The organism is Hymenobacter polaris (genome assembly GCF_012927305.1).
Lineage (GTDB): Bacteria > Bacteroidota > Bacteroidia > Cytophagales > Hymenobacteraceae > Hymenobacter > Hymenobacter polaris.
Genome location: NZ_JABBGH010000002.1, coordinates 346,715 through 364,947 on the forward strand (window position 1 = coordinate 346,715; position 18,233 = coordinate 364,947).

The window sequence follows — 18,233 nt, forward strand, 5'->3', positions numbered from 1 at the left end:
TGCCGAGATGCGCCAGCCAGTATAGCATTTGTATGCCGTATGAACTCCTTACTACAGGTCTGCAGAGTTGGAATTATAGCTGCAGCAATAGCTAGTTATGCAGACGCTGGTCTCTGCCAGGGGGTCGAATTAACCCCCGATAGTGTTTATAGGGCAATTGAGCCCCCGCCTCTAGACGCAGGTGCCACACCGGGAACGGCTGCTGACAAGAGCAAGATTTACACGATACCACTTAGTTATTTCCCGCCACCAGGCTTTCAGGGCTCCACTGAGTCTTGCGTTGGTTGGGCAGTGGGCTACACCATGATGGGGTACATGAGTGTCCCTAAAAGTTTGGTGCCGCCTAAATCATTTACCGGAACGGTATTCAGTCCATGGTATCTATACCTAGCAGTAGATAGGCAGGAGGTACGCATGCCTAGGCAGTGCCAGGGACTTGGGCAATGCGGCATTAGGGCAGACTTAGCATTGCAATATCTACAAGATTTTGGGACTGTGCCAATAGAATTTTATCCTACCTACCCTATTCCCTATTCCTTTCCCCCTCCTAACGAGCAGCAACTCAATGAAACTGCCTTGAAACACAAAATCCCATCCACTTGGCATCGCCTGTATGCGGTTAATAATCCACGGGAAATCAAATCATACATTTCCGTCGATATACCGATTATCTCAATCATTGAGGTGGATAGGAAATTTATGGATTATAGGGACAATTTCGACAACAGACCGTATCAGTGGAAAGGCCCAGCCGTTGGCACCCATGCCATGGTTGTCATTGGGTATAATGACAGCTTACACGCATTTAGGATACTAAATTCTCATGGTGATTCCTGGGGCAAGCGTGGTTACGGATGGATAGATTATGAGAGTTACATCGCCATGGTCAGGCAAAATTTTATAATGGTTCAGGAACCAAAAAGCTTATCAGCCACCTCCTTAACTACACCAAAAATTACTGACCGTTCGAAGGAGCAAGATGCGCCGGGCGCGGCTGCTACAGGGCACAGCTCGCTGGGAGTTAAAACCGTAATGCGTATCAGACCCGAGGACTTTGCGGTGCGGAGCGAAGAGACTGCTATCAAAGGCGCCAGTGGATTATCCCATTATACTTTTAGCGTTGCTGCTAAACCTGAGCTTCTGGCTGCAATTAAAGAGGTCACTTATATATACAAGCTGCCCGGCTTCCCCGTTATTCGGTTCACCTCGAGGGAGCAGCCATACTTTTCGGGGGCTTTCGACGTCAAAGAATGTTTAACAGCTATGACGGCCTCATTACAACTGGCTAACGATTCAATCATTAATATCAGCTTTGATGGTTGTGATATTCTACGCTCTGCAAATAGCTCACTGGCTGACCCTTCCATAGTCAATGTAATCCCATATGTCACGGCAACTCATGTTGCCTATGCGAGAAGGGCACTTGGTAGAATACGAAACAGAGCAACAAACAATAAATATGATTTTGAAATTCAGCTTAGAGGTATCGAGAGGGTGATTACCCATGTTGACAGTGTTACCTACTTCTGGAACCACCCTACATTCAATGAGTACAACGGGATATTACGTTTGAGTAGAGAAGAAGGGCTTGAAACAAACTTCTCCGGTGCTTATAGTGGATGGGGGTGTCTAGATGATGTTATTATAACCTTATATTTTAATAACAGAAAAACTAAGGTCATCCACTTGGATATGTGTAACAGCTTAGGCTGGTCTGATTAATAATGACTAGGTATATCATAATGTGACACCAAGCCAGGTTACGTTAGTGTCTCCCATGTCGGCCCAGACATCTAATCTCCATCGCGTACACCGGTCCAAATACGCACGCGGGATAACTTGCACTGTATTCAATGTCCACCCGCGCTACATAGGGTTCGGGAAAAAGCCGCTTAAACACTGGGGCCACCAGTAACTAAGTCGCCCCGGCCGCCGGGCACGCCCCCAGCACCTGCTCCAGCAGCTCCCGCAGACTCTTGGTGAGTTGTTCAACCAACTGCCCCTCGGCCGCCACATCGCCCGACACTGGTACGCTCGCTGCCCAAAGCATCAGCTTGTCCACCGGCATCAGCTTCGAGCTGACCGTAAACTTCCGTGGCTTCGGGGGCATCTTGCCATCCGCCGCCGGGTACAGCAGCACCGCCCGTGGGCACGCCCGGCGCAGGGTATAGCTCACCAGCTGGTACAAGTCGGCCTGCCCGATGCCCGCCTTGCGCGTCTGCTCGTCGCCGTATCGCTTCTTGTACTTCGCGTCAAGTATCACCTGGGCTTTCGTCTGCCGGCACGTCAGCACCAGGTCGGGCCGCAGCTGAAACACGCCCTCGTCCGTCAGCCACTCCGTCGATTGGTAGGCCACCGCGTAGGCCTGCCCCAGGTGCGTTTCCAGGAAGCCCCGCAAAAAGTCTTCAAACACGTACTCCATCGGCACTAGCAGGCAGCTGTTCGCCCGGCCCGACCACGTAGCCAAATCCAGGTAGCTATGCGCCAGAAAAAAGCGGCACATGGCCACGCACGGCGCGTAGTCGGCGAAGTAGGGCGTGAGCAGCACCGCGTCGCAGTCGACCACCGTCGCCACCTGGTCGCTTACCTCGTCCAGCACGAAAAGCACCTGCCGCAGCAGCTCGGCCGTTTCCACAAAGCGGCACTGCCCGTGCAACTGCCGCGCCACGTACCGCAGCAGCCGGTTCAGGCGGTTGTCGTGGGCAAATGGCTCGTGGGCATACACCAGCCGCTGGTACTGCCCATGCCGCAAGCTCTCCCGCACCGAGGCCGCCACCTCCAGCCGGCCCCGTGGGTACGTTAGCGGCTCCTCTACCGGCTGGTACTGCGAGTAGGGCTGCGTCGTCACCAGGTGGTAAGCCAGCCGCGCGAACTGCGCTATCAACGCCTCCGGGAACTGCCGCACCGTAGCAAGCTCCGACATCACTCCCGCAAACGGAAACCGCAGCCGGCGGCAGTACGATAGCCACCACAGCACGTGCGCAAACCAGCGCTCGCTTTCGGGCGCGTCGTGGGCAAACAGCTTTGGGTATACCTCAATTCGCACCCCGTCCCACTGCACCACCCCCACGTAGTTCCGTGCCCGCACCCGCCCGTCGGCCAGTACCTCCAGCAGCTGGGCCTTGTGCTGGCCCGCCGGCTCTACCCCTTCAGCAGTGTCAGCTAGCAGCTGCCGGCTCTGCCACACCTCCGTTAGGTAGGCCCGCAGCCCCGCCACGTCGAAGCCAGCCGGCAGTTGCTGCTCCGACGTGCGATGCTCTTCCAGCCGAATGGTCAGCCCTGCACTCATACCTGCTTCGGTTTCACCCGCAGCTGGTAGTTCGCCTCGTCCACTTCCATCGTGGCGGGCAGCGCCGTGCTCAGCACCTTTTTCACCAGGTCCTGCCGGCCGCCATAGTATTCTAGCAGCAGCGGTAGCACCTGTCGGTTCAGCACGTCGGGCAACGCTTGCTCGTCCTTGTCCAGAAATAGCGCGTGGCCAATCAGAAAGTCAGCTGACTTCTTGGCCTCCAGCAGTTGGTCGTTCAGGCTACGCAGCACCTGCCGCGCCACCGGCTGTAGCCCCGCCACCTCGTAGTCCGGGTACAGCCCCACGAACTCGAAGCGCCGCCGCAGCGCCACGTCCAGCAGCGCAATCGACTTGTCGGCCGTGTTCATCGTGCCCAGGATGTACAGGTTCGGCGGCACCGCCAGCTGCTCCAGCGCCGTGCTGCCGTCGGCAGCCGTTGCCGGCAGGGGTAGCGTCACGGTTAGCTCGTTGGCCCCGCCCAGCCGCTTGTCTTCTTCCAGCAGTGTTATCAGTTCGCCCAGCACCCGCGACATATTCGCCCGGTTTATCTCGTCCACCACCAGCACGTAGTTGAGCAGCGGTTCGGTCGGGTGCGCCCAGTTGGCCCGCGCCCGCTGGCAGATGCGATAAAATACCCCCTCGTGCCGCTCAAAACCCAGGCTGCCCCCCGTCAGGCTTGGCTTGATGCCTACCACGAAGTCCTCGTAGGCGTAGTTCTGGTGGAAGGTCACGAAGTCGGTTTGCTTGCCCCGCAGCGCGTCAAACGTGGCCTTGGCTGCTGCGTGCTTCTCCTTTGCGCTATCACCCACTGGCTCCTTGCCCGTCGCAATGTGGGCGGCAATCTCAATCGTCCGGTACGTCTTACCCGTGCCGGGCGGCCCGTACAGGATGGTATTCAGCGCGTAGGGTACTGCTGCGGGCACCTTTCTATTTTCTGCTCCAGGGTCAATTAAGTCCGGCTCTGCGGGCGGCGTTACCACTATCGGCAACTCAAACATAGCTGCGATGTGCTCCGGCCGCCACAGCTCATGAATCGTAAGCCGATAGCTGCCTTTGCCTATCAACTCAAAAGCCGCAAAATCCGGCTCCCAATCAACTTCCAGCAGTCGCCCATTCTCCGGGTTCGCCGTGACCCGCCCCCGTGCCTTTATCATCATAGCCGACACGTAGGTGCCTTTCACTTTCCGTGTGTAGGCCGACTTTATTACGATGCCCGCACCTACGGGCACCTCCTTTACTTTGTCCAGAAATTTGTCATCGTAGCCATTCAGCCAGATACCTTCCTTCACAAAGCGATTAGTTTGGTCGTCTCCCTCCCAGTAAGCCCCTACGCAATAGAAGGCTGGTGCAGCACTCACAGGTGACGGTGACGTATCTGGCTCAACCCCGGTATCTAGTGGGTCTGTTTCACTAATATCACTTGTGGCCGCCTGATTAGCCAAGTAAGCCTCATACGACACCTCGTACAACGGCTTCCCAAAGTGCGCCCGAATGTCGGCCTGGTAGCCCTCGTACTCCCCAAACGAGTCAAACGAGTAGTCTAGCCCCGCTTCTGCCAAGTACGGCCGCGTCTGCTTGTTCAGCGGCAGGTATTCCTTCGGCAGCAGGCAGCTCAGTCCCTGCGTCAGCTTCGGCCAGGCCACCCCGTGCAGCGCCAGCGCCTGCCCAAACGTGTCGTCGCTTACCTGCCGGGCTTGCACCTGGTGGTACAGCTGCCACAGCAGCGGCACGTCGCCAGCTTCCCGGTCTTTGGCGTACCGAAACAGCCACGCCCGTTGCGCTGGAGCGGTAGGTACGCCATCGGTATCCGTCGGGGCCGCTGCCGCCAGCCCCATCGAGTGCTTCAGCGCCGCCAGAAACTTTAGCTGCTTGTCCTTGCCGTGCTTCATGCACAGCGAGAAGAACGTGAATGGGTCCAGTACCTGGAGCACCCCCGAGGTGCCGTCCGGGTACTGGTCGTCACCAACCTTAACCCCAGCCTGTTGCAGCAGCGTCACGAGCTGCGGCTGGTCGTTTTCATAGTCGGCCAGCTTCTGGCCTAGCTCTTCGAAGAAGGGAACCCACGTGTACATGCGGGCAAAGAACGCAAAAAACTGTGCTTGGTGAAGTAGGGTAAAATTGGTTTACAAGCGGTGGCTTTTGTTCCTTTGAGAATGAACTTGATTGACCAAGCTAAACGCGACGGCCTTATCTCCTTTTCGGCCGACGGTAAGTATCTCTATTACACTAATCACGGTAATAAGCGTCGCAACTTTGATAATCCTGAAGAGGCAACCCAGCTCGATGCATACTTACAGTTGCGCTATCACTATGGCTATGGGGAGCAACAAATTGCTTTGTTTGAGCCCGTGCAGATGGGGGCTAGCACCCGCGAAGCTGACATTGTAGTATTTGTCGATGCGGGCCGTGCCAAGCCTTATTTGGTGGTAGAATGCAAAAAGCCCGATACTAGCGGCAAAGAGTTTGTACTGGCTGTGGACCAGGCTTTTAGCTACGCCGTGGCCAGTGGTGCCCGCTTTGCATGGATAACAAGTGGTACCACAAATGAATACTATGAGGTACTAAGTGACGCGCCACGCGAGCGCAGCAAAAACCGTCTCCCAAACATTCCGCGGGCAGGCGAAAATGAACCGCCGGTATTCAAATATGCTTATAAGGGTCTGCTAAGCACCGATGAAGCCCCAACGGACGCTGAACCAGTGCAGCCCTACTTCGAGCTTCAAAAGCTGAGCGAAAGTGAGCTAACACGTCGCTTTAAACTGGCTCACAACACGCTTTGGGGCGGCGGCGAATTGAACCCATCTGATGCGTTTGATGAATTGGATAAGCTCATTTTCTGCAAAATATGGGACGAGAAAGAGCCGCGTAGGCCCAATCAGCCTTATGCCTTCCAAGTGTACCGCAATGAGGACCCCGAAGAACTGCTCAAGCGTGTAAAGGGCATCTACGAAAAGGGCCGAAAAAAAGCGCCCGAGGTTTTCAAGGCCGATATTACCCTGACAGCGGCCAAGCTCCGTACCGTTGTGGGCTATCTGGAGGGAGCCAATCTGTCTGCGTCGGACTTGGACAGTAAGGGGCGGGCGTTTGAGACGTTCTTGGATTCGTACTTCCGCGGCGACTTTGGGCAGTATTTCACGCCCCGTGCCATTGTGGAGTTCATTGTGGAATGCCTGCCTTTCACCCACGAGTCACTGGTGCTTGATACTTCATGCGGTAGCGGTGGCTTCCTGCTGTATGCCCTGGATAAGGTGCGCAAGCAAGCAGATGATTTTTACCATAAAGAGCGGCAAGCAGCCGAGCATTATCGTCACTGGCATGATTTCGCAGAAAAGAACCTCTATGGTATTGAAATATCGGAGCAGATTGCGCGGGCGGCCAAGATGAATATGATTATTCACGACGACGGCCACACCAACGTAATTGCCGCTGATGGCCTGTTAACGGATGAGGAATTGCAGCGCAAATCAGGTAACAGTGGGTTCCGGTACGGGCGCTTCGATTTCATCCTAACCAATCCTCCGTTTGGTTCTATCGTCAAACAGACGGAACAAGCATATCTTAAAAATTATCAGCTGGGCTTCAAAGAGTCCGATTGGAAGGCGGCGGTGACCCAACCACAGGCCCCGCGCCTGACCCAGAGCACAGAAGTACTGTTCATGGAACAGTGCCACAAGTTTCTGCAGCCGGGCGGTGTGTTGGCCATAGTCATCCCCGACGGTATTCTAACTAATAGCAGCCTACAATATGTGCGCGACGAGTTAGCTCTGCGCTACCGCATATTAGTTGTGGTGAGCCTGCCCCAAACAGCGTTCACGGCCAACGGCGCCGGGGTAAAAAGCTCTGTGTTATTCCTTCAAAAGCACCCCGACGAAGCCACCGAAGCCCAGCGCCAGCGCCAGCGCGAATTAGAGCAGCGCCTCTTACGCGAGCAGAACTACCACGCTCAACTCGCAGCCCTGGACGACGCACAGCGCTTTGCTCAGCGCGATTGGGGCGCTTTTCTGAACGCTTATCCCGACCTAACGCCCGCCGACTTGGGCCTCAGCGTGGCGGCAGTGCGCGCCGTGGCTTTACCCCCCGCCCAGCGTCGCCTACTGGAGCAAACCGCCGAGTACCGTACTTGGAAAAAGCAGTTGGCCGACGGATACACCGAGCAGCGCCAACGCCTAGCGGAACAACTCGACGAAGCCCGCCAACAAGCCTTACGCCATGAACTGTTAGACTACGACATCTTCATGGCCCTTGCCGAAGACATTGGCTACGACGCCACCGGCAAGCCCACCGGTCGCAACGACCTCAAAGAGCTAGCCCCAGAAATCAACCGCTTCATCGACCACCACATCCACGGCACCGGCAGCGCGCTTTTTCGTTAAGCCCCGCCTGGCAGGAACGTGAAAACGTGTTTCTGCTGCGGCGGGGCTCCATAGAAGGACGCTTAGACCCCAGCGCTTACCATCCCCAACGGCGTCGGACACTAGACGCCCTGCGTGCTCAACCTAATGGCACCGTGCGGCTGAGCGACAGCGTACAATTTGCCAGGGCTCAGGTAACGAACAATGACGGAGGACTGCCCTATGTGGGTCTTGAAAATGTGGAAAGTAACACTGGAGTTTACTTGCCAACCGGCGATAAAGAATCCATCAGTAGTGCCTTTCTCTTTCGGCCTGGTCAAATTCTGTTTCCCAAGCTTCGGCCGTATCTGAATAAGGTGTTGCTCGCTGATTTCGCAGGAATATGCTCAACAGAATTCCACGTTTTAGACCCAGTCCGGTTCACCCCATCCTTTTTGGCCTTGTATCTGCGCACGGGCCTAGTACTTAACCAAACAAAATGGTTGACATCGGGCAACACATTGCCCCGCTTGCAAACTGCAGATGTTGAGGGGTTGCTTATCCCAAATTGCAATGCCGAAATGCAGGCGACTATTGCCAAGTTGGGTGAACAAGCTCAGGAAGAAGCTGATGCTGCCAAAGCACAGGCCCGAACTCACCTCACCAGCCTTGACACGCACTTGGTAGCGGCATTAGGCTTGACCCTGCCTTCCACAGGGTCAGTGCCGCTGGCGGAGCGTGAGTTTCAAGTTCGTTTCCGGCAGGTAGCCGGCCAACGCCTTGACCCGAAATGGTACGACCCTCGCACACAGGCTTTGCGGCAGGCGATTGAGGCCTCGCCTTTTCCAAAAGTGCCGTTGCGCGATTTGCTCTTGCATACTAGCTCCGGAGACTGGGGTTACGACGCTGAAGACCCAGATGTCCTGGCTGCGCCTGCTGCATATGTACGGCGGCTTGTAGTTCGGGCCACTGAGTTCGACAATTTTTACAATCTGAACGTGGACGGCGAGCGGGCCAAGTACCGCATATTGCGCAAAGAAAAAGCTCGGCAGCTAGATGTACGTGCCGATGACTTACTCCTTGAGAAATCAGGTGGCAGCGAAAACCAGCCTGTGGGCCGGGTGGCACTGCTCACGCCAGAGCTGCTTAATAATTACCCGTTGGCCTTTTCCAATTTCATTTTCAAGTTCCGTCCTGACCCAACCCAGATACTACCGGCCTATCTATTCAACTTCCTGCGCTTTGTGCACAACATCCGCCTTACCGATGCTATGCAAAGTCAGACCAACGGTATCCGCAACCTCATAATGAGCCAGTACCTGAGCCAGTCTATCATCTTGCCTCCGCTGGCTCGTCAGCAAGAACTAGCTGACCAACTCGACGCTATCCGGGCTGAAGCAAAACGGTTGCAACAAGCGGCACAAGCCACGTTGGCCAATGCCCGGCAGCAAATAGAGGTAATGATTCTGGGGACTGATAAATAGCCGACATCATGGATATCCGTTTTCAACTGCACCACCGCTCAGGATTCCGTCTTGAAGAATTGGCAGCTAAATTTTACCAAGATTTCAAGGAAGAATTAAACGGAGTTGGTCTCAACGAAAACGATGCAGAAGATTGGTTTGAAGTAGAGCACTCCTATCGATTACCTACGGGTCGGCTTTTGTCCACCATCAGATTAAGGTGTGATATAGTCAGCTTAACTAACGGCAACGATTTTGCTGATGTGTTTCTTACTAATCTTCCTGATTTTCAACCGGCTCGTATCGACAAGGTCGTTTGTATTGATAATCTGGAAATGCGCCAAGCCGCTCAAGTTGACCAAGCTATTATTTATCGCTGCGAAATGCAGATTCGAGAAATATTATACCATATTCTGATTGTCAATGACAAGTTCGAAACTGATAAGCAGGGCAAGGAGAATATTGCTAATCATCTAACAGGTGTCTTAGGGGCTATGCTTAAAAGTAATCAGGGCAGTGAGCGTAAATCTTATGAAAACGAGTTATTTTATTTGATGTTTGACGATTATAAGAAACTTAAACCATTGTCATTACCTCATCCCGAAAAGATAATAGATTTAATCGATAGAGCCGATTCTTATAGTAAATTACGCACATTTTTAGACCATTGGGGAATTGGTAATCCACGCCATAAAGATTTTATCAATGCAGTCAAAGAACCACTTGAAAAGCTTCACTATCACCGTAACAACGTCATGCATAACCGCTCTTCGTCGGTGACACGCACTAAGTTTGACGTAGGTGTTGAACAGTTCAATCAACTGGTAGCGCGATTTTGGACTGCCGAGCAGGAGGATTTAGCATCGCAGCAACTCTCCTTATTGGGTAATGCATTAAAAAATCAACTACAAGAAATAGTTAAGGAAGCGGATATACATTCTGGACGAATTGAACTGCGTTTTTCTAATACTATTGTTCCAAATTTTTTGCCCCGGCTCGTCACCAGCCAAGCTAGTCTATTAGCGGTTCTAGAGGACTTTAGCGACCAAGCAATCGAATTTTTGGCCCCTATTCAGCCTGGCCAAGCTGACGAAGTGAGAGCTGATTTGAATATCACCGAAATCATCAGGCCTTACGCACAGCATGAGCGACTGAGTGCAGCTGCGTTGCCAGAAATTGATGAGCCGGCACCAATCGCTTGATTTATATCTTTCTTAAAGATTGAAACCAATCAACTCACATTGGCGGCCACCTCGTCCTGCATATTCGGGATATTTTTAACCAGCAAAGCGAGTTCAGCAGCGAATCGATTAATTGACTGATGAAATTTTAAGCCGGTCAAAGCCGCTCGCATTGTCAAAGCACTGGTGCAATTGAGCTGTTTAAGATTCAGAACCACGCATGTTATTAAAATAAAGTAGCATGAGCTAGTGTGGTTAGGTTGCACACTAGCCCTGACCTACGCAATGCTATTCGTGAAACGCGAGAAAGCCGAGAAACTGCTGGTCGAGTTATTGAACCAAGTACGGGAAGGGAAGACCAGCCCCGACTTGTTCGGCAACAGCCTGCTCGGCACCGCCCTCGACCGCACCTTCAACCTGCTCGATGCCGACGGCGACGAGACCGTGATGGAGCAGGTGCCCGCCGTGGGCCAGCAGGGCATCATGGCCATGCAGCACTTCCTGCGCGGCATTCACCACTGCCGCCTCGAAGTCAAGATGCGCTGGGACACTCCCACCAAGCAATACCGCACCTGGGCCGGCACCACCAACCGCCTCGTCAGCCTCAGCTCCCAGCTCGGCCACATGCGCGAGGAAGCCCCCGAGTCGTTCAGCTTCGCCGGCCTGGTCCTCAGCCTCAAAGGCTTCATCGAGGTGCAAGACGAGCGCCAGGGCCGCATCGTAGCCCGCTATCCCGAGGAGGCCCTGCTGGCCGCCATCCAGTCGCTGCACGTCGGCCAGGAGTGTCAGGGCAGCATGGTCAAGCTCACCACCGTGCATACCACCACGGGTGCCCGCAAGTCCAGCTTCATCCTCATGGCCATCACCGGCCGGTAGTCCCGCAAACCAGGAAGCTGGCTCGGCCTGCATCACCACCCAGCGTTTGCCCAGGTACCCTTTGGCGCTCAGGCGCTAGTCTATCAACTCGCTACTGATACCCACCTATGCTCAGTGTTTCGCTCACCATCTCCGACAATCAAAAGGCCAGCAAGCTCCTCGACCTGCTCAAAGAGCTACCTTTTGTTGAGATAACCGGCTGCCAAGAGGTTAGCCCCCAAGACCTGGCTGTTTTAACGGGCATCTTCGAGCGCCACCTTGCCCAGCGCGAGCAAGGTGGCTCGGTTATCGATGTTCGCAGCCAGGCAAGCCTTTCAGTTGACCATGCCATCTACCAAAGCGTTTTCACAGAATACGGCTCCGAGCAACTGATGCCGCTCTTTACGCAAATCGCTACTAATCCCAAGCCAACGGACGTAGTTGAGTTCCAGGTTGGAGAACGCAAAGCATACTGCCGCTTCTGCAACGGCTTCCGGGTGCTTTACCAACTTGGTTCTGTGGTTTACACTGGCCAGCAATCAATTTCTGTCTTCCATGTGCTGAAACTCTCATAATAACTGACCACCTCAACGGTATTTCGGCAATTACTTTGTCGCGCTACCGCCTGCCTGTAGCGGCCCGTCAGTTCACATGAAGCTTATCCACCCCAATCAAGTCAGCGGCCAGCTCTTCGACATCATCCAGGAAGCCGAGAAAGAGCTGGTTATCGTCTCTCCCTACGTCAATTTCAGCTACTGGCAGCGCCCCGTCACGGCCATCAAGCAAGCCCTGGCCCGCGGCGTTAAAGTAGATTTCTACATCCGCCACGACCCCGGCCGCGACACCGGCCAGGCCTACGTCGAAAAGCTCGGCATCACCCCCATCCTGGTCGAGAACCTGCACGCCAAAATTTACTACAACGAAACCACCGGCATCGTCACCTCGATGAACCTGCTGCATTCCTCCAACAGCAACTCCATCGAAATCGGCAGCCAAATCGAAACCCCCGCCGAGCTGGCCGACCTGCGCCGCATCGTGCAGCAGTTCCTGGCCCCCAACAAAGCCCCCGAGCCTGCCGCCCCAGCCCACGTCGCGCCCCCCGCCCCGCCCGGCACCCCCTTCGACGAACTGCTCGAAAAGCACCTGTGCGCCCGCGTAGATGAGGATGCCTACGTGGAGTGGGAAAACCCCGCCGAATTAAGCATATTGGCCCTTCGCAACAGCTTCTCCTTGTACATAGCCCTCCCTGGCAATCAAGTCCATCTGGAGGGCATCATCAAAGGCAACGAGGCCAACCGCTACGACCGCAAAAGCACCCAGCACTTCACCAGCCGCGACGTGCGCCACGAACTCCTGCGGCCCGACGACGACAGCAGCTACTACCGCATCGGCGGCACCTATCTCCATTGCCCCGCCTCACCCGACCTAGACCAGCTACCCCCAAAAGAAGCCCAGCGCCTAGTCGATACCGTCGCCACTTTCATCCGCGCCGTCCGTGCCTTCAAAGACGACTACAGATAATAGAAACCATGCCACGTTATATCAACTTTTCAGAAGGCCAACAAAAACTCGGTTTAGTTGAAGATTATAAATTATCTGGAGCGAAATTGCTGCCTGAGTGTTTCGGTGCAATTGCGAATATTAATATTTTTTTGGGAGAAAATAATTCTGGAAAAAGTAGATTTATGCGCTATATAATGCGCGACAGTAAACTTCAGACAATTGAGTTTTCTGGATTTGTTGAAAGTGTCCTAAGCCTTATACAAAACATGGAAGGAGTCTTGGTACAAACGATTGGGCATAGTGACATTGAATTTACATTCAAAGTTCAGTCTTCTATTGATGTTCGTTATGAGGGAGTTAATGAAATTATAAAGTTATTTTGGCGTACTGAAAGAGTGCCGAACAGAGTTGAAAACTTAACTATTTCTGTGCCAAAAATAACAAAAGAACTCAAGGATATAATTTCCGAATTAAAGAAAAATATTGTGTTTAATAAAAATTTAGTCGAACTGTTTTTTACTAACGATATTCAGGAAGTACTAGCCAGTATTAGCAAAAAGAGCGAAGAGTTCACCTATTTGTCAAATATATTCGACAGCCTTAGACGCGAAAGCTTTGTAGGTAAACACTATCAACGCGATGCTGTTTTTAGAACAAATGTAGGAGAATTAACCTTAAGTAAATATCACTGGGATATTACTAATTTTAATAAAGCAGGTGATTTATTAGATATCTATGCAAGAGCAGCTTCAAGGTTTATGGCTTTGATAAGTAGTCAGGTTAAAATAATTGGTAATTATTTGCAGGCTAGATTAGAAGGGAAAGCTCAGCCCACGCACCGCACATACATTCCCACTCTCCGCACCGCCCGTACACTTATCACTCAGGAAGGTGGCCGTCTGGAAAGCACCAATGATATTTTCCTGCACACTACCATCCACGACTACGACCTGAAAGAAACCGGCGTGGTAGTAGATACTGGCTTCGGCCTCTACGATGCCATCGATACCACCCGCAACGCCCGCCATGAAGGCCGCACCAGCTTCAAGGACTTCGAGCGGTTCCTATCCGCTACCTTCTTCAACGGTAAGGACGTTGAGGTGGTGGCCGAGCGAGTCCGCGACCAGCGCGGCGGTAACATCATCGTGGCCGTCGAGGGTGTAGAGCGCGACATTCACCACCTCGGCGATGGCATCCAGGCCATCATCATGCTGCTCTACCCCCTCTTTATTGCCCCCGAAAAAGCCTGGTTCTTCATCGAGGAACCCGAAGTACACCTTCACCCCGGCTTCCAGCGGCTATTCATCGAAACCATTACCTCCAACCCCGTCCTGCAAGCCAAGCAGCTCACCATATTCCTGACCACCCACTCCAACCATCTGCTCGATTTTGCCCTCGACGACCCCAGCCACGTCAGCATCTTCACCTTCCGCCGCCGCGAGGGTACCGGCAACAAGTCCACCTACCAGATTCAGCTCAGCAGCCAGCGCGACATCGAAAACCTCAACGCCTTGGGCGTACAGAATACTTCCGTTTTCCTCGCCAATTGCAGCATCTGGGTCGAAGGTATTTCCGACCGTCTCTACTTCCGCGCTTACCTCCACGCCTACATAGTCGAGCTGGCTACCAAGCAAAGCAAAACCGTCTCCCTGCTCGAAGGCCTTCACTACACCTTCCTCGAATACGCGGGCGGCAACGTTACCCACTTCGACTTCACCGCCCAGGACGGCCGCTTCACCTCGCAAACTATTGAGGATATCAAAGCCCTGTCCATTTCCAACCGCATTTTACTCGTCGCTGACCAGGATGCTGGTAAAAACACCCGCCATCAGGCCACCGAATCCAAGCAGCACAACGGTTTCAAATACGAGGTGCTAACCGTGCGTGAAGTCGAAAACTTGCTGTCACCAGCCCTGCTTGCCAAAGGCCTCAAAAAGCTTTACCCTAACCGCGACTTCGACCCCGCTCGCCTTACCCAGGCCGACTACCGCACTACCTACATCGGTACCTACCTCCGCACCCAGTATGGCGGCTTCCCGGCCAGCTTCACCGCCGACAGTGGTACCATCAAAAACAAGCGCAAGTTGGCCGAAGTCATTGTGCCAGGACTCAGTTGGAGCGAGATGAGTCCCGCCGCCCAAAAGTTTACCAAGACGCTCTACGATTTCATTATTGCCCACAACCCCCGATTAGGCTCAAACTAATTATTTGGCAGTCGCTGAATTGCTGACCGAGCCACCCTTGAACTCATCGTCACCTAATTGGTCTTCGGCTTGGCTGTACAGGTCAAGTAGCTCTCGTATTTCAATTTCTCCGTGTTGGTAAAGCATTACGGCATAGTGCAGAGTGCGAAAGGCGCGGCGGGCACGGTTCGACTTTTCTACTAAGCTGAACGAGAATATAATGCCCGTTGACAGAGAGGAAACGAAGGCTAATATTTTTGTAACAGTCACTGATACTTTGGTGCCCAGCGCAACAGCTAGAAATAGCGAAGAAGCCAAGCTTACTACACCAAGTACCCGATACGCCCAATAGTTACGCAGTGAAATCTCGTTGTAGATGTGCAACGAATCAAGTACCTCAGACGGAGCCATTCTAACATTCGGCCTGGTATACCGCTCATGCACGCCCTTGGCAATTTCACCACGTAACCGCTGGGTAGTGTGCCGCTCCCACATGTGAAGTCCCAGGAGCAGTGCCAGTACAGCAGTTGGTATGCCAAATACCAGATAGCCAATGTTAATTGACGAGTCGTATTGACCAATAAACCATTGCGGCACAAATAATAAACCACATACTGACAGCGTGAGCGCAACCGCGAGAACGAAACTGTACCTCAACATGATGCTAAATAAGGGCGGCGCAGCTAAACAGCGTTCAGTTACATAACCGTCACATAAAAAAACGGCCTTCCCACTACCAGGAAGGCCGTTTTTGTTACCGCCAGTCACATAGCCGTCACATAAGAACGGCCTCACTCCACCGCCCCAGTAGCCCGTCTATCACCAGTCGGCCCAGCGCAAGCAAGCAGCGCTTCCAACTCCCGCACCCGCGTTGCCAGCCGCAGGTTCTCCGCCAGCGTGCGCTCGTGCCGGGCGTTGGCCGTGCGTTTGCCCACCACCGGCGGCAGGCCAGTCCGAAATGCCGCCTCAGCTACCTCTTGCTGGTAGCGGGCCGTCTTCACTTGGTCGCGGGCGCGGCGCAGGGCCTCGGCCAATGGCAGGCCGGTTTCCGCATCCACCTCGCTGGCAACCTTCTGCAGCCGCGCTACCGTCTGCTGCTCCCCGGCCAGTTGGTTGGCCAGTCTCTGAAGCTGACGCTCGTAGTGCTCGCGCTGGCGGGCCAGGCGCTCGTCGGCCACCAGGCCAGGGTTGAGCACCGGCGTGGCCAGGTAGTGCGCCAGTATCATGTTGAGGGCGGCATTGCCGGCTTCCGCGTAAGTGGCCGCGTCCGGTCGCCCTTCCGCTTCCTGCTCAATTGCTTTCCGGGCTTTACGAATGAAGGGTGGCTCAGCGGGCATACCGGCGGAGTAGGGGAGTTGTTCCAGCATAATGCGCAGCGCATTTCGCGGCCCTGCAAAGAAAAGCCCGCTACCCGCACCCGTTCAACCAACGGGCACAGGAAGCGAGCTTTTTGGGTAACCGTCGCTACCCCACCAGTTCAAAATGCGGCCAGTCCTGAAAGTGCTCGTCGTCGGTGCGCCCGTTGTGGTTCCAGTCCGCGCCCCACACGATGCGCGCATCCGCCGCCAGCAGCAGGTGCGAAAACAGCAGCAGCGCCGCGTTGTCCCACTTCACCGACCCGTCCGCCTGCAGGTGCGCAACGTCCAGCGCCCAACTCGGTTGGTGGTTGTGGTGGCTCTGCCCGCCCCGCTTATAGGTCACGATGCGCCGCGCCTCGGCCGACCCCACCGGAAACGCCGGCAGCCCCGCCGCCAGCCGCAGCCGATTCAGCGCTAGCAGGCCGTAACGGCCCTGTGCGTAAAGTGCATCCTGCTCGGCCGGGCTGCGGTAGCCCTCGGTCACGATGGGCAGCCCCAGCAGCAGCAGCTTCGGGTCGTCTATCCAGCGCCCCAGCGCCGTGCCGTAGGCCGCCGCCAGCTCCGGCCGCACCTGCGCCAGCCGCGCCGCCTGGCTGGCCTGCTGCGCGGCAGTGAGGGTGATAGTCGCCCGCATCGGTTACGCGCTGAAAAAGCCCTTGCGCCGGCACACCCGCCAGGCCGCGTACCCCACGCCCCCCACCGCCAGCACCAGCAGCCACCACCAGCTACTGCCCTTCGCCGTGGTGGCCGTGGCCGTGGCCCCCGCGCCCGAGGCCGCCGCCCCGCCCCGCTGCCCCTGCTTCCGGTAGTCCTGCACCGTGGCGCCCGCCCCCAGGCCCACCGCCGCCTGCGGGTGCTGCACGCTGGTGAGCACGGCCCCCGGCGCGGTGGCCGCCTGCCCCTTCTTCGCCACCGCCGACGAGCTGACGGTAGCTGCTCCGTAATACACACTCACCGTTGCCTTCTTGCCCACCACGATGCGCTCACCACGGGCCGACGACGCAACAACAAACCTGCCCGTTGCCCGGCCCGATACCCTGCTGCCTGCTATCGGCTCCTGCACTACCACGCTGTCCACGCGAGCCAACGGCAGCTCCGGCGCGGCCTCCACCGGCCCCGGCCCGGTAGCCCCGCGCTGGTGCGAGGCACAGCCCCAGCCCAGCAGCACCAGGAGCAGCAGCAGCGGCGCAGCCCCGGCACCTGCCCCAGCGTCCGGCTCCGGCGGGCAGGAAGCCACCGTGACGGTAGCTGGCGGCGACACCGGCACCTTCACCACCGCCTCCGGTTTCTGCAGGGCCTTGCGAATCGTGGCCCAGATAGTCACCACCGCCACCAGAAACTGAATGACCATCGACCCCCAGGCCTGTATCTGGTCGGGCGAGGGGGGCGTAAGTTGGTTCACCACCGCATCGCCCAACAAACCCGACATGAGAATCTGGGCAAAGTGCCCCGTCTTACTAGTGCTGAAAAGCATGACAATTTACTGTAAAAAAGGGTAATAATTATTGTACAAAAGTATATACAGTTGCCGCCCCTTCCAAGTTGCTTGCTTACGGCGGATAAATAGTATTTTAAAGTGCTCGCTATTCTGGGCGCTGCCTTCGGCCCAGGCTGTACAGGGCTACGCTTCGCTCCGGTGCTTCGCACAGCTCCCGCTGGTCGCTCCCTTCCCATCCTTAGCGCGTCACCGCTGATACTGCCCGGCACTGGGCCGTGCCGCCCGCCCTACGGGACGCGCCGCCCGACCCCCGACACTTCAGCAGCAGGCCCTGACGCAAGCCCCCGCCCCCGCCCGCCTCCCGTTGGTCGGCCAGCGGCCCACCGCGCCCCAACGCCCGCCCCCAGCGCTCCAGGCCAGCCGCTTCCCCATCTGCAACTCCCCCGCGCAGCGGCCCGCCTTCCGCTACCGAAGCCCACCGCCCCGGCCCGCCCCCGGCTGCCAGTCGCTCCGGACGGTCTGCATTCCGCTCCGGCTCCGCTCACGCTGCGCCTACGCTCCATTCCGGCCGCCTACGCTCCTTCCCGCCGGGTGCCAGCCTCTCCCCACCGCACCCACTGCTGATACAGCGG

General features: G+C 55.6%; 14 protein-coding genes. 8 read left to right on the plus strand and 6 right to left on the minus strand.

Features of this window, described 5'->3' with window-relative positions:
• The first annotated feature begins 39 nt into the window (after nucleotides 1–39).
• A complete protein-coding gene (locus HHL22_RS11865) occupies nucleotides 40–1,722 on the plus strand; it encodes a C1 family peptidase (protein WP_169531520.1) in 1,683 nt (560 codons plus the stop codon).
• A 193-nt stretch (nucleotides 1,723–1,915) separates the two neighbouring features.
• On the opposite strand, the gene HHL22_RS11870 is transcribed toward HHL22_RS11865, so the two are convergent.
• Both HHL22_RS11870 and HHL22_RS11875 read right to left on the minus strand, forming a co-directional pair.
• Nucleotides 1,916–3,289 (minus strand): McrC family protein, encoded by a 1,374-nt coding sequence (locus HHL22_RS11870; RefSeq protein WP_169531522.1) that lies wholly within the window; start codon nucleotides 3,287–3,289, stop codon nucleotides 1,916–1,918.
• Nucleotides 3,286–5,361 (minus strand): McrB family protein, encoded by a 2,076-nt coding sequence (locus HHL22_RS11875; protein WP_169531524.1) that lies wholly within the window; start codon nucleotides 5,359–5,361, stop codon nucleotides 3,286–3,288. The genes HHL22_RS11870 and HHL22_RS11875 overlap by 4 nt, the downstream gene beginning before the upstream one ends.
• Before the next feature lie 81 nt (nucleotides 5,362–5,442).
• Here HHL22_RS11875 and HHL22_RS11880 point away from each other — a divergent pair, with 81 nt between their 5' ends.
• The 7 genes from HHL22_RS11880 to HHL22_RS11910 all read left to right on the plus strand — a co-directional run bounded on the left by HHL22_RS11880 (nucleotide 5,443) and on the right by HHL22_RS11910 (nucleotide 14,826).
• Complete coding sequence (locus HHL22_RS11880; protein ID WP_169531526.1) at nucleotides 5,443–7,662, plus strand: N-6 DNA methylase; 2,220 nt, start codon at nucleotides 5,443–5,445, stop codon at nucleotides 7,660–7,662.
• Nucleotides 7,663–7,796: 134 nt separating this feature from the next.
• On the plus strand, nucleotides 7,797–9,104 hold the full coding sequence (locus HHL22_RS11885) for a restriction endonuclease subunit S (RefSeq protein ID WP_169531528.1): 1,308 nt from the start codon (nucleotides 7,797–7,799) through the stop codon (nucleotides 9,102–9,104).
• A gap of 8 nt (nucleotides 9,105–9,112) precedes the next feature.
• Nucleotides 9,113–10,285 carry a hypothetical protein gene (locus HHL22_RS11890; protein WP_169531530.1) on the plus strand — a complete coding sequence of 391 codons (1,173 nt, stop codon included), beginning with the start codon at nucleotides 9,113–9,115 and terminating at the stop codon, nucleotides 10,283–10,285.
• A gap of 264 nt (nucleotides 10,286–10,549) precedes the next feature.
• Nucleotides 10,550–11,140, plus strand: a complete 591-nt coding sequence (locus HHL22_RS11895; RefSeq protein WP_169531532.1) for a hypothetical protein — start codon at nucleotides 10,550–10,552, stop codon at nucleotides 11,138–11,140.
• A 107-nt stretch (nucleotides 11,141–11,247) separates the two neighbouring features.
• Nucleotides 11,248–11,694, plus strand: a complete 447-nt coding sequence (locus HHL22_RS11900; protein WP_169531534.1) for a hypothetical protein — start codon at nucleotides 11,248–11,250, stop codon at nucleotides 11,692–11,694.
• Between the two features lie 76 nt (nucleotides 11,695–11,770).
• Complete coding sequence (locus tag HHL22_RS11905; protein ID WP_169531535.1) at nucleotides 11,771–12,640, plus strand: phospholipase D-like domain-containing protein; 870 nt, start codon at nucleotides 11,771–11,773, stop codon at nucleotides 12,638–12,640.
• A gap of 8 nt (nucleotides 12,641–12,648) precedes the next feature.
• The gene (locus HHL22_RS11910) at nucleotides 12,649–14,826 is read left to right on the plus strand and encodes an AAA family ATPase (protein ID WP_169531536.1); all 2,178 of its coding nucleotides are present in this window, start codon (nucleotides 12,649–12,651) and stop codon (nucleotides 14,824–14,826) included.
• Here HHL22_RS11910 and HHL22_RS11915 read toward each other — a convergent pair whose 3' ends face one another.
• From HHL22_RS11915 to HHL22_RS11930, 4 genes are all read right to left on the minus strand, one after another.
• Nucleotides 14,827–15,573, minus strand: a complete 747-nt coding sequence (locus HHL22_RS11915; protein WP_169531537.1) for a hypothetical protein — start codon at nucleotides 15,571–15,573, stop codon at nucleotides 14,827–14,829. It lies immediately after the preceding gene.
• Nucleotides 15,574–15,596: 23 nt separating this feature from the next.
• Complete coding sequence (locus HHL22_RS11920; protein WP_169531539.1) at nucleotides 15,597–16,142, minus strand: hypothetical protein; 546 nt, start codon at nucleotides 16,140–16,142, stop codon at nucleotides 15,597–15,599.
• A 127-nt stretch (nucleotides 16,143–16,269) separates the two neighbouring features.
• The gene (locus HHL22_RS11925) at nucleotides 16,270–16,797 is read right to left on the minus strand and encodes a M15 family metallopeptidase (RefSeq protein ID WP_169531541.1); all 528 of its coding nucleotides are present in this window, start codon (nucleotides 16,795–16,797) and stop codon (nucleotides 16,270–16,272) included.
• Between the two features lie 3 nt (nucleotides 16,798–16,800).
• A complete protein-coding gene (locus HHL22_RS11930; RefSeq protein ID WP_169531543.1) occupies nucleotides 16,801–17,592 on the minus strand; it encodes a hypothetical protein in 792 nt (263 codons plus the stop codon).
• Between the last annotated feature and the right edge of the window lie 641 nt (nucleotides 17,593–18,233).

Bases quoted from the DNA above. Each gene is read 5' to 3' on its own strand.
- HHL22_RS11870 (WP_169531522.1), bottom strand. From the start codon at position 3,289: ATGAGTGCAGGGCTGACCATTCGGCTGGAAGAGCATCGCACGTCGGAG.
- HHL22_RS11900 (WP_169531534.1), top strand. From the start codon at position 11,248: ATGCTCAGTGTTTCGCTCACCATCTCCGACAATCAAAAGGCCAGCAAG.
- HHL22_RS11880 (WP_169531526.1), top strand. From the start codon at position 5,443: ATGAACTTGATTGACCAAGCTAAACGCGACGGCCTTATCTCCTTTTCG.
- HHL22_RS11905 (WP_169531535.1), top strand. From the start codon at position 11,771: ATGAAGCTTATCCACCCCAATCAAGTCAGCGGCCAGCTCTTCGACATC.
- HHL22_RS11910 (WP_169531536.1), top strand. From the start codon at position 12,649: ATGCCACGTTATATCAACTTTTCAGAAGGCCAACAAAAACTCGGTTTA.
- HHL22_RS11920 (WP_169531539.1), bottom strand. From the start codon at position 16,142: ATGCCCGCTGAGCCACCCTTCATTCGTAAAGCCCGGAAAGCAATTGAG.
- HHL22_RS11925 (WP_169531541.1), bottom strand. From the start codon at position 16,797: ATGCGGGCGACTATCACCCTCACTGCCGCGCAGCAGGCCAGCCAGGCG.
- HHL22_RS11875 (WP_169531524.1), bottom strand. From the start codon at position 5,361: ATGTACACGTGGGTTCCCTTCTTCGAAGAGCTAGGCCAGAAGCTGGCC.
- HHL22_RS11865 (WP_169531520.1), top strand. From the start codon at position 40: ATGAACTCCTTACTACAGGTCTGCAGAGTTGGAATTATAGCTGCAGCA.
- HHL22_RS11895 (WP_169531532.1), top strand. From the start codon at position 10,550: ATGCTATTCGTGAAACGCGAGAAAGCCGAGAAACTGCTGGTCGAGTTA.
- HHL22_RS11890 (WP_169531530.1), top strand. From the start codon at position 9,113: ATGGATATCCGTTTTCAACTGCACCACCGCTCAGGATTCCGTCTTGAA.
- HHL22_RS11930 (WP_169531543.1), bottom strand. From the start codon at position 17,592: ATGTCGGGTTTGTTGGGCGATGCGGTGGTGAACCAACTTACGCCCCCC.